General features: G+C 67.4%; 6 protein-coding genes. All 6 read right to left on the reverse strand.

Annotated features, from left to right (window positions below):
- Nucleotides 1–27: 27 nt before the first annotated feature.
- Nucleotides 28–3537 carry a double-strand break repair helicase AddA gene (gene addA, locus XH87_RS15640; RefSeq protein ID WP_271587964.1) on the reverse strand — a complete coding sequence of 1170 codons (3510 nt, stop codon included), beginning with the start codon at nucleotides 3535–3537 and terminating at the stop codon, nucleotides 28–30.
- On the reverse strand, nucleotides 3531–6677 hold the full coding sequence (gene addB, locus XH87_RS15645; RefSeq protein ID WP_271587965.1) for a double-strand break repair protein AddB: 3147 nt from the start codon (nucleotides 6675–6677) through the stop codon (nucleotides 3531–3533). The genes addA and addB overlap by 7 nt, the downstream gene beginning before the upstream one ends.
- A 175-nt stretch (nucleotides 6678–6852) precedes the next feature.
- Nucleotides 6853–7575, reverse strand: a complete 723-nt coding sequence (locus XH87_RS15650) for a nucleotidyltransferase family protein (RefSeq protein ID WP_271587966.1) — start codon at nucleotides 7573–7575, stop codon at nucleotides 6853–6855.
- 119 nt (nucleotides 7576–7694) lie between these two features.
- Nucleotides 7695–8012, reverse strand: a complete 318-nt coding sequence (locus XH87_RS15655; protein WP_158670627.1) for a PilZ domain-containing protein — start codon at nucleotides 8010–8012, stop codon at nucleotides 7695–7697.
- Between the two features lie 87 nt (nucleotides 8013–8099).
- Nucleotides 8100–9632: a tRNA (adenosine(37)-N6)-threonylcarbamoyltransferase complex ATPase subunit type 1 TsaE gene (tsaE, locus tag XH87_RS15660; RefSeq protein WP_271587967.1), complete on the reverse strand. Its 1533-nt coding sequence runs from the start codon at nucleotides 9630–9632 to the stop codon at nucleotides 8100–8102.
- Nucleotides 9629–12133, reverse strand: coding sequence for a sensor histidine kinase (locus tag XH87_RS15665; protein ID WP_271587968.1), 2505 nt, complete (start codon nucleotides 12131–12133; stop codon nucleotides 9629–9631). The genes tsaE and XH87_RS15665 overlap by 4 nt, the downstream gene beginning before the upstream one ends.
- Between the last annotated feature and the right edge of the window lie 86 nt (nucleotides 12134–12219).

A 12219-nucleotide genomic window follows, 5' to 3' on the forward strand; every position in this document is an offset into this window, starting at 1 on the left:
AATCGCGCCCGGGATCATGCGGTCAACCTATGAACGGCCCCTTGCCGGGTCAAGGACGCTCACACCGAGATGAAGGGATGCCAGCGCCGCGTCCAGCGCGGGGGCCGAAATCTCCATATATTCAAGGGCCTCCGTCCAGAGCAGGACGGCCCTGACGGGCTTTTGCGGATAAAGCCGCGACAGCACCGCCCGGTACAGCGCAAGCTGCCGGACATAGGCGGCGGGCGCCTCGGCGGCGCTCCTGGGGGCCGCCTGGTTGGTCTTGAAATCGACGATCAGGACCTCCTCGGGACGAACGACCAGCCGGTCGATCTGCCCCGACACCAGGGCCGGGCTGCGGTCCGGCCGCTCCAGCCGGCCGGCGATGGCGACCTCCGCCCGGCTTCCGGCGGCAAAGACGGGGGCGAAACGCGGCTCAGTGATCAAGGTGAGCACCTTGTCGGCCAGTGCGATGCGGTCGGCCTCCGCCCAGTCCGAGGCGTTGCGCACCATGAAGCCGAGCGCGGCCTCGCGCCGGCGCTCGGTGGCGATGTCGGGCAAGGATTGCAGCAGACGGTGCACCAGCGTGCCGCGTTGCAACGCCAGAGCGCGTGACTGGACCGATTCGCCTGATCGTACGGCGCGGCCCTCCTCGGCAGACTGGCCCGAGGGGCGCACGGCATCGTCGTCGATGGTCTCGCGCGGTGCCGGCGTTCGCAGCCAGTCCGGCAGCACGATCGATTGGTTCAGGGTCGCCGCCGGCGTGCCCAGCGCCGCGACATCCTCCGGCCGGGCGAATCGGGTCACCTTGCCGAGCGGCGTCTCGATCGTCTGCTTGTCCAGGCCCGAGCCGGCAAGGCCGGTGTCGACGAGGTCGTACCAGCTCAGCTTGCGGACCGTCTTCATATTGCCGGGCATGCAGCCGCCGACGACCAGCCGGTCGGCCGCGCGCGTCATCGCGACGTAGAGCAGGCGGCGATACTCGTCCTCGGTCTCCTCGAGCATGGCCTTGCGCGCCTCGGCAACTGGCCTGGGATCATCCGCCTTGCGGCCGGCCCAGACCACCACCTCGCCGCCATTGCCGCGCGGCACGTGAATCAGCCGAACCCGCTGCGAGTCCGCGGGCGACGACGTCGTGTCGACCATGAATACGACGGACGCCTCCAGGCCCTTGGCGCCGTGCACGGTCATCACCCGCACCTCGTCGCGCGAGATCTCCATGTCGCGCTTCACCTCGGTATCGGCCGAACGCAGCCAGGCCATGAAGCCCTGCAGCGAGGCCGGCGCCTTGCGTTCATAGTTCAGCGCCAGCTCCAGGAATTCGTCGAGCGCATCGTTGGCCTCGTGCCCGAGCCGGCGCAGGATGCGCGCCCGTCCGCCGTCGCCGCCGAGCAGCCAGGCATAGAAGGCGAACGGCGTCTCCTCGCGCGCGCGGATCTCGCAGGCTTCCAGGCGTCGCAATGCCGTGGCGAACTTCTCGCTTCCAGCCGCATGTTCGCCGAGCGCGCGGCGCAGCGAGCCCTTGCGGTCCCAGGCAAGCGTGAACAGGTCGTCGTCATCGAGCCCGAACAGCGGGCTCTTCAGCGCCACAGCCAGCGCAAGATCGTCCTGCGGCAGCAGCAGCGCGTCGGCGAGATTCATCAGGTCGATGATCGAGATATGCTCGGTGAGCTTGAGCCGGTCGGCGCCGGCGACCGGAATGCCAGCATGCTTCAGTGCCTGGATCACCGCATCGAACGCGTTGCCGCGCCGGCGCACCAGGATCAGCATGTCGCCATAGCGCAGGGGGCGGCGTTCGCCCTCGTGCCCGGTCAGCGTCCCGCTTTCGACCAGCCGCTTGATCTCGGCCTGGATGCGGCGGGCAAGCTTGACTTCGGGACTGGTGACGGCGACGCCGTCAAACGGTGCTCGCCAGCCCTCGATGTCCTGCCGATCGTCGGCCTCCGCGAGATCCCAGAGCTCGACGACGCTCGGACCGGCATCGCTGAGCGAATTGTGCAGGGGATGACCGATCTCGACCGAATGGATGCTCTTGTAGATCTGCGGATCGCGGAAGACGTGGTCGACCGAATGCAGGATCGCAGCACCCGAACGGAACGAATAGGTGAAGGCGACCGGATCGAATTTCAGCCCGGCTGCCGTGAATTTGCGATGCAGCTCGCGCCGGCGCGCGTCGAACTCGTGGGGCGCTGCGCCCTGGAACGAGAAGATCGACTGCTTCTCGTCGCCGACGGCGAAGATGGTGCGGTTCAGCCCCTCGCGCGCGCCTTCGCCGGCGGTGAACTCGGAGATGATGTGCGCGACGATGTCCCATTGCCGCGGGCTGGTGTCCTGGGCCTCGTCGATCAGGACGTGGTCCACGCCGCGGTCGAGCTTGTAATGCACCCAGCCCGAGGAAACCCGGTCCAGCATTGCCAGCGTCTTGTCGATCAGGTCGTCGTAGTCGAGCAGGCCGCGCTCCTGCTTCTCGCGCCGGTAATTTGCGGCAGCCGCGGTCGCGATATGCAACAGGGCCGCTGTGCGGTCGCGCAGGGTCACCGCGCGGCGCTTCTCGACCAGTCCAGCGAGGCGTTGCGCCTCGCTCTCGAACAGGCGCGCGACGGACGGATTGTGCTCACCAAACTTCTTGGTCAGAACCGTCTTGCGCAGCAGCTTGTCGTCGGTGAGGAAGACGCAGAGATAGGCATCGACCTGCGCGCTGCCGGAAAAGACCTTCGCCTCGCGGAGCCGGCCTGCCTGGTCGTTGTCGGACTTGCTGCCGTCCTCCAGCGCGAAGGCGATGTCGTCCCACCGCGATCGCGGCAGGAACGGGCCATCGAGAATCTCGGCCTCGACGTCCTCGATGCGGTCGCTCGCGTCAACGCCGAGCACCGCAGCCATCTGCGCCGCTGCGGCTTCCGCGTTGCCGGCCTCGTCGGCCCAGGCCATGAAGTGATCGCGGCTGAGGCACGCCTCGCGCACCACCTCCTTGAAGGTGACGTCGGCGGCGCTCGCCATCGCGGTCAGGAGCGCGCGTCCGGTCACGCTCTCGGGGTCGCGCGCTGCCTCCAGCAGCACCTTCAGATTGGCGCGTTCCATCATGTCGGTCTGGTCGCGCTCGTCGATCACGGCAAAGCGCGCCGGCACATTGGCCTCGAACGGAAACTGCTGGAGCAGGCGGGTGCACAGCGCGTGGATGGTCTGCACCTTCAGCCCGCCCGGGGTCTCCAGCGCACAGGCGAACAGCTTTCGCGCGCTACGGCGCAATGTTCTATCAGGATACGGAATGCCGACGGCACGGATCGCGGCATCGAGCCCGGCGTCATCCAGCGTCACCCAATGCCCGAGCGTGGTGAACACACGTTCGGCCATGTTGGCCGCGGCGGCCTTGGTGAAGGTGATGCAGAGGATCTTTTCCGGCGGCACGCCCGACAGCAGCAGGCGGATCACGCGCTGCACCAGCACATGGGTCTTGCCCGAGCCGGCATTGGCCGAAACGAACGCCGACGCCGTCGGATCGGACGCACGCGCCTGCCGCGCGCGCACCTCGTCAGGGATGGGACGCGGCGCCTTCACCATTCCTCGATCCCCAATCCGCCGGCCGCCGACCATTCCTTGATCCGGGCGAGATCGTCATAAGTGCCGTAGCGGTTCGCCCACATCGGCAGATTCAGCGAGGTATAGGCCTGGTTCTCGTCCTCGAAGGCGCGGATCAGGGCTTCCAGCTTGGCCCGCGCCTCGGCTGCCGCGGTGTCCGGCGGCTGGGGCTCGTCGCCTTGCTTGAACTTGAGCTCGAGGATGCGCTCCTCGCCCGGCGGGTTGTTGCCGCTGAGGCGGACATAGACGAGCTGGCTCACGGAGGAGCCGGCGTCGATATCCGGGAAGCCGCCCTCGCGCAGGATCGCGGCCTCCAGCGTGAGCTGCGGCGACAGGCCCATGCGGACTTGCTTGCCGGTCGGCGGCTGCCCGGTCTTGTAGTCGAGAATGGCGTAGCCGCCGCCCTGGCGCCGCTCGATGCGGTCGGCGCGCGCGGAAAGATGGAAAGCGCGCGCGTTGTCGAGCGGGATCGAGATCTCGCCCCGGGTCTCGGCCGTGATGGCCTCGATTGCGCCGCGCCGTGCCGTCTCCCATTCGCCGAACCAGCGGGCGATACGCTGGAAGCGTGGCCACCACAGCGCCCGCGCCTCGGGACGCTCCATCAGCGGCGCAAAATGCTTCTCGCCGATCGCACTCAGCACGCGCGCGGGATCGTCGGGCAGACGTGCGGCATAGGCCTCGGTGAACTCGCCGAGCGCATCGTGAATCGCCGAACCGCGGTCGGCAGCCGAGAGCGGCATGTCGACGGGATCGAGCGCATCGAGCCGCAGGATGCGTTTGGCGTAGATCGTATAGGGATCGCGCAGCCAGTCTTCGATTCCGGTGACGGACATCTTGAGCGGCCGCGTCGCGCGCGGCGGCCGCGGCTCCGGCTGCCTGATCGGTCTGACCTCGTCGGGCTGGTCCAGCGCGGCCGCGAACTGCACATATTTCTCGCCGGCGCGAATGGCCGCCTTCCAGATCTCGTCGCCCGCGACCGCCTCCAACCGGTGCAGGAAGCGCGAGGCCACCGCCGGTGCGCCGCCGGCCTTGGCGGAATGAGTGAGGATCACCTCATTGCCGCCGAGCAGCTGCGTGAAGTCATGGGCGGAGAGGCCGATGCGGCGCTCCGGCAGGTCGAGACCGAGCTCGTGCCGCATCGGCCGGCTGAGCCAGGGATCGATGCGCGGTGCCGGCGGCCAGACGCCCTCGATCAGGCCGCCCACGATGATGCGGTCGGCCTGCATCAGGCGCGATTCCAGCGGGCCGTAGATCTGCAAGCGGGCGCCCGGCCTGTCCCGCCGCCGCACCGCGCGGTCGCCGAACGCGGTCAGGAAGACATCGGGATAGTCGGGCGGCGACACCATCAACCCGCTCGTCGTGCCGCCGCGCAGGAGGTCGTCGAAGGCACTGGCAAGCGCGAGACCATCGCGATCCTCGAAGGCCAGCGGAATGCCCTGCTCGTCGCGCGACAGCTCGATCATGATCTCGCGATGCCGATGCGCCAGCTCTGCAAAGTCGTACGGCTTTGTTGATGCAAGGCTCTCGATCGGCGCCAGTGCTTTTTGCAGGACATCGATCAGCGCCCGGGTACGATCGAGATCCTCCGCCTTGAGACGCGCGCGAGGCTCGGCGCGATGGAGCGCGGAGACTTCGCTGCGCCACAGCTTTGTGAGTTCCTCGCGAAAGCGGTTGAATTCGCGCGAAAGGCCTGCGGTGCCCGCCGGTGGGCGCGTGCCACGCAGCACGCCAAGTTCCAGGCTCTCGGTCGCCATTTTCCAGGCGCCGGGCGCGCGGCCGAGTCGGCATAACGGATGCTTCAGCATCGCCAGCAATGTCGGCGGCTCCAGGCCCTTTGCCGCCGCCTCGGCCGCGAGACGCGCGAAAGTGCCGGCTGAGGTTTCCATCAGCACATCGCCGCCGGAATCGTCGAAGGCGAGGTCCCATCGAGTCAGCGCCGCCATCACCCGCCGCGCCAGCGCGCGGTCGGGCGTCACCAGCGCCGCCGATTTGTCGAGATGCCGCGCCTCGCGCATCGCAATGGCGATCGCGAGCGCTTCCATTTCGGGGTTGGGGGCCTCGACGACCGCGAGGTCTTTCATACCGCCGGCGATCCTTGCGGCGACGTCGGGCTGCTTCAGCCGGTCGTGCCAGACTTCGGTCTTGGCGGATGGCCGCATCGATTCGGACGCGAGCAGATCGCGGCCGCCTTCCGCTGGTGGCTGAAGCAATTCGACATCGCTGCGCTTGATGGCCAAGCGCTGCAGCAGCGCGTGCATGGCGTATTGCGGATGATTCGAGGCCGGATGCTCCACGAACTTGCCGAGCGAGTCGCGGACGCCACCGATGGTGCGCCAGGCGTCGTCGTCGAGGTCGGTGTCGAGGCCCGGCAACACCACCGCGCCATGCGGCAGCGACGCGACTGCGTGCAGAAATTTTGCGGTGGCCGGCATGGAGCCGGTCGAGCCCGCCGCGATCACCGGCCCGTTCGGGTGCGCGGTCAGTCGTTTGGCTTCCGCCGCAATCAGCAGATCGCGTCGCGCGGCCGGCTCGATCCGGTTGATCTCGGCGAGATGGTTGGGCCAGGCGATGCGTGCGATGCGCAGGAACTCGAGCGAGTGCTGCCAGTAGCGATCGAGCTGGTCTGGCACCAGGCTATCGAGTGCGCTCCAGTCGACGCCGCGCGTGACCATGTCGTCGATCAGGCGCGCGAGGTCGCCGGCAAGGGAGAGCGTCGAAGCAGGCCCGCCGACCACGAGCGGCGACAGCACCGGGCCCTTGGCCCAGGCCGCAACGAGCTGCGCCAGTGTCAGGCGCCGCTCGAGCTCGCCGAGCCGCGGCGGAATGTCGAGCGGCGCTGCGCCGGAAAACTGTTCGCTCTCGCTGGCGAAGGCGAGCTCGTCCTCGTCGATGTCGCCGAGCGCGACGATGCGCGGCAGCACGACCGCGTCGACCTTCATCTCGTCGAGAAAGATCTCGCGCACGACGCGCATCGCGCGCCTGGTTGGCAGGTACAGCGTGGCGTCGGCCAGCCGCGCCGGCTCCTTGCGGGCCTCGAATCCCTCGACCAGCCGGCCGTCGAGCAGGGCCGTGACGACCGTGCGCAGGAACGGAACTGAGATGGGAACGCTGAAAACGCGCATGGGTCGCCTGATTCGGGAATCAGGGCAATATAGGGAGGCGGGGTCAAATGGTCATGCGTTGCGGCGGGGTCTTCCCCGCTGTCCTATTGTCATTCCGGGGCGATGCGAAGCATCGAAGCCGGAATCTCGAGATTCCGGGCTCGCGCTGACGCGCGCCCCGGAATGACGGGACTTTCTACGCCACGCTCTCCAGAAACGCCTCTTCCGCGGCGTGCACGGCATCGGGCGTGCCGACATGCATCCAGACACCGTCAAGCCGCAGGCCGAACAGCCGCTCCTGCTCGTTGGCGCGGTCGAACATCTTGGTCAAAGAGAACTCGCCCTGCGGGGCGTCGGCGAAGATCGACGGCGACAGGATCGCCGCGCCGGCATAGACGAACGGAACGACCTCTTTTTCCTTGCGCTTGCGTAAGGCGCCATCGGGCAGCATGCCGTAATCGCCGCGGCCGCTATAGCCGATGCTGGTTGCGGTCGGCGCCATCAGCAGCAGGATGTCCATGCGCGCGGGGTCGAAGTTTTCGGCAAGCCGCGAAAGGTTCGAGCGTACGCCGTCGATCCACAGCGTGTCGGAATTGACGTGGAAGAACGGCGCGTCGCCGAGCAGCGGCAGCGCCTTGACGACGCCGCCGCCGGTGCCGAGGACCTGGTCGCGTTCGTCGGAGATGGTCACGCGCGGATGCTGGCGAGATGCGGTGTGATTGATGATCTGGTCCGGCAGGTAATGCACGTTGACCACCGCCTCGGTCACGCCGGCCTGGCCGAGCTTGTCGAGCACGTGGTCGAGCAGCGGCTGGCCGGCCACCGGCACCATCGGCTTCGGCATCTTGTCCGTCAACGGACGCATGCGCAGGCCAAACCCTGCTGCGAGCACCATGGCTTTGGTCGGTTTGACGGACATCCTTCGCTTTCTCAGACCCTTCGCGTTCGCAGCAAATCCTAGCACGGGACTTGATCAGCCGCACCGCGTCTCAACCGCCTTAACCACCCGCCGTGACGGTTGTACGACGGGTGTTGCCGTTACGCCCCAACGGTCGCGGAACGCGCCTTTTTCTTCTTGTCACCGAGCTTGAGGAAATTGACGCCGATCTGGTCGCCGTTGACCCAGGCAAGCTCGCAGCGCCGGTAGGCAAGTCCGGTGGACGACAGCAGCAGAAAGAATTCCTTCAAGTGTAGGCCTTCGACCGAACCGTCGATGGTCAGCTTGGCGCCGCTCTCGGAGACGTCCTCCATGGTGCAGTCGCGCCGCCAGGTGCCGTCGATTCCCATCATCTGAGCTGGAATCCCGCGTTCGAAAACAACCCGGCTGTTGCCGCGCTGGTCCGTCTTTACCGCCATCTGCCCCGCTCCAGCCCCGTAATTATCCGGCTGCCTCGCCGCCAGAATACCGGCGTCTTGGCTAACAGCCGGTAAATCGGCCCGAAATCAAGCTCGGGACGGTTCTTGAGGCGGTGGGACGTTGGCGAGATACCAGGCGCGCAAAGCGCCGAGCGCGGGATGCGCCAAAGAGCGCTGGAGGTAGGTCCAGATCCGCGGCTGATGGCGCAGATAATGCGGCTTGCCATCGCGGCGGTTGAGCCGGGCGAAGGTGCCGAGCAGGCGCGTGTTCCGCTGCGCCGACATGATGGCGTAGAGCTCGGCAAAGCCGGCCGCGTCGAAGCTCGAGTCCTGCGCACGCCGCGCCTTGATGTAGCGCGACAGCAGCGTCAGCTCGAGGGTCTCGGGTACGTCGATGCGCGCGTCCTGCAGCAGCGACACCACGTCATAGGAGTGCGGCCCGAGCACGGCGTCCTGGAAGTCGATCACGCCGACGCGCGCGATGCCGGTGCGATTCTCGAGCCAGATCAGGTTGGGCGAGTGATAGTCGCGGATGATCCATGTCTTCGGCGCCGCCAGCGGTTTCTCGAGCAGCTCGCGCCACATCGCGAAGAACTCCGCGCGCCTCTCGTCGCTCAACGGCGCGCTGCGATCGGGCAGGTACCATTCCGGCATCAGTCCGATTTCGATCAGCATCGCCTCGGTGTCGAAGACGGGGATGTCGTAGGTCTTCCCGTCCAGCGGCAGCGTCTCCGGCAGCGCCTTGCCGTGCAGTACCGCCAGCACGTCGGTCGCGGCTTCGTAGCGCTCGCCGATCGGGCGTGGCGGATCGCCCTCGACCACGCCCTCGCTGCCAAAGTCCTCGGTGATCAGGAAGCCATGATCGAGATCGGAGTGATGGATTGCGGGCGCGGAGATGCCCTGCGCGCGCAGGCCTTCGGCGATTGCGACGAAGGGTCTGACGTTCTCGGCGAGATGCACTGCAGCGCTGTAGGATTTTCCGTCGTAGAGGGCCGCGCCGTCTGGCCGCTGTGGAAAGTTCATCAGGATGACGATCTCGTCCTCGCGCAGCAGCCGCGCATAGGAGCGGGTCGAAGCATCGCCGGCCATGCGCTTGCGCGTCGCATCCATGTAGCCGGATGCCTCGAGAAATTCCCGCAACGCCTTCAGCCGCGCGATTTGTGCGGCGCTCTTGCCATGGCCGGTGATGTCGGCGGCGCGTGCATTCGATCCCAGCGCCGGCCGATGCGTCAGCGCGATGTCGATGCGGTCTTCAGGCATGGCCGCCGGCGCACGCTCGGGCCATTCGACCAGGACGAGGGTGGCGTCCGGGAGCGGCGACAGCCCGATCTCCTCGAGCTCGCTCTCGTCCTCGACGCGGTAGAGATCGGCATGCAGCACCGGGAACGGCGGCAGCTCGTAGCCCTGCACCAGCGTGAAGGTCGGGCTCGGCACTTCCAGCGCCTCGTCGCCGGCGAGGTAGCGGATCAGGCTGCGCGCCGCCGCGGTCTTGCCGGCGCCGAGATCGCCGGTAAGGGTGATGACGTCACCGGGGCCGACCAGCAGCGCCAGGTCGGCCATCAATTGCGCAGTGGCCGTCTCGTTGTGGAGCGCGACCGAGAATGTGGTTGGTTGCGTCATTCGGCGGCGTCGCGATGCGCCGCCTGGTCGGTCGGGAAGTCGCAGATCACGACCGTGCCCCGGCCGACGATCGAATCCACCCGCACCTTGCCGCCGTGCAGCTCGACGAAGGAGCGCACCAGCGACAGACCCAGCCCGGCGCCGCGGTGACGCGAGCCCTGCGAGCGGCTTTCGAACCAGTTGAACACCTTGTCCTTCATGTCGGCAGGTATTCCAGGTCCCGAATCTGTCACGGTGAAGACCACGCTGCGTTCGGTGCGCCGCGCGCTGATGCCGACGGTGGAATCCTGTGGAGAAAACCCGACCGCATTGGCGAGGAGGTTATAGAGCACCTGCACCACACGCTTCTCGTCGCCGATGAAGCTGCCGACATCGGGCGCGATCTCGACCTTGAGGCGGATGCGGTCGGTGGCGAGGCGGTCCTGGATGCCCTCGGCGGCGAGCTCGATGGCCTTGCTGACGTCGACCTGCCCGAGTTCCAGCTTCATCGCGCCGGCGTCGATGGTGGCGAGATCCAGGATATTGTTGGTGAGCGCGAGCAGCGCGTTGGTCGATTTGGTGACGTAGTCGAGATATTCGGCCTGCTTCGGCGTCAGCGGCCCGGTCGAGGGATCGCTGAGGAAATGCGCAAAGCCGATGATGGTGGTGAGCGGCGAGCGCAGCTCGTAGGAGACGTGGTGGACGAAATCCACCTTCATCTGGTCGGCGGCCTCAAGCGCCTCGTTGCGCTCGCGCAGCGCGCGCTCGACATTCTCGGTGTCGGTGATGTCCTGGAACGTCAGCATGGTGGCGCCGTCGGGCAGCGGCCGGATCATGCCGTCGAGCACGCTGCCGTCCTTGCGCTCCAGCTTCAGCGGCACGTCCGCGCGGTTCTCGATCGAGGTGATGGCCTCGCGGATCTGGCGCCAGACCACGGGGTCGTCGAACAGCTGATGGCACCAGCCTTCCACCGTCTGGATATGCGGCTCGTCGCGCATGGCATCGCTCGAGAGCTTCCACATCCGGACGAAGGCCGGATTGAACAGCTGCGCCTTGCCGTTGCTGCCGAACACCGCGACGCCCTCGGCGAGGCTGTCCAGCGTCTCGCGCTGGACGCGGATCAGGCCGTCGAAGCGGCGGGCGAGGTCGAGGCTTTCGGTGACGTCGTCGAACAGGTAAGTGACGCCGCCCTCCGGGTTCGGCGTGGTGACGACCGAGAGCGCGCGGCCGTCAGGCAGGAACCAGGTGTCCTTGGCGGTCTCGACCGCGCGATAGGCTTCCTGCAGCTTGGCTTTCCAGGCGCGGAAATCCGGCTGCTCCGGCAATTTGCGCGCGGCGCGGAGCTGGTCGAGCACGCTGGAATCGTCGGGGTTGGCGTCGAGGAAGTTGCGGTCGAGGTCCCACAGCCGCCGGTAGGAATCGTTGTAGAAGGCAAGGCGCCGGTGGCCGTCGAACACGGCAACGCCGGAGGACAGCTGGTCCAGCGTGCGGCGGTGCGCCTCTGCCATGCGCACGAGCGCCGAACTCAGCGCATCCGCCTCACTGGCATCGATGGCGATCCCGACGCTGCCGCTGCCGACATTGACGGCGCGTACGTCGTAGATGCGCCGCTCGCCGCCGATTACGATCGGCAGCCGCGAGCTGAAATTGGCCGCGTCCTTCAGTCCCCGCTCCATCGCGGTGCGGTCGGCGCTGTCGAGCAGCTCGAGCTTGCGCTGCTGGGCATCGGTGACGCTGTTCGCTTCGGTGGCGCGGACATAGGCCGGATTGGCGTAGGTCAGCGCGCCGTTCTCGCCCTTGGCCCAGATCGGCCAGGGTGCGGCGGCGGCAAGGCCGCGCAGCATCTCGGTTTCGTCGGAGAGCGCCTTGTAGCGCAGATGGGTCTCGGCCAGATCGCGGCGCAGTCCCGAGAGCTCGCGAATCCGGACGATGGCCTGGCCGCCGATGGCGCGGCCGATCGCTTCCAGCGTATGGCCGTGCGCAGTGGTCAATGTCAGCTGGAACCCGTCGCCGCGATCGCGCAGGGCGTCGACCGCATGGTCCATCTGGAGCGCCGGCTCGGGGGGCAGCCAGGTTCCGAACGCCAGCACGCGCTGCGGCGACGAATCGCGCGGCAGCACCATGGCGATGTCGCCGGAAATCTGCGCGCGGCTGTCGCCGGCCGGCCAGGAGATCAGGATCTGCGGCTCGGCGAACAGCAGCGCGCCGAAGCGGTCGGCCTGGAGTTGCAGTTCCCCGATCCGGGCGCGCAGCTGCGCTTCGTTGTTCGCCGTGCGCACCCTTGTGCGCATCAACAGGATCGCGGCCATGACCGAGAAGCCGAGCAAGGCCAGCGCGGTGGCGAGCACCGCGAGTTCCTGCCGGTTGAAATCCAGCAATGTCGAGAGTGTGTCGAAGAGGTCGGCGGCCTCGGCCGGCGCAGCCGGCAGCAGCGCTGCGAGAGCGCCGCCCATCAAGCCGTTGCGCGCCAGCGATGTGCACGACAGCAGCGTCCGACGCATCGACACGATCACGCCTGACATAGTTGCCCCAAGACCGCACGAATCTACGCGCGGCGACCCCCGTCGCGCGCGAATCAAAAGACAATACCCTCACCGCGACTCCGCCG

The organism is Bradyrhizobium sp. CCBAU 53415, from assembly GCF_028128735.1.
In the GTDB taxonomy this organism is placed as follows: Bacteria; Pseudomonadota; Alphaproteobacteria; order Rhizobiales; family Xanthobacteraceae; genus Bradyrhizobium.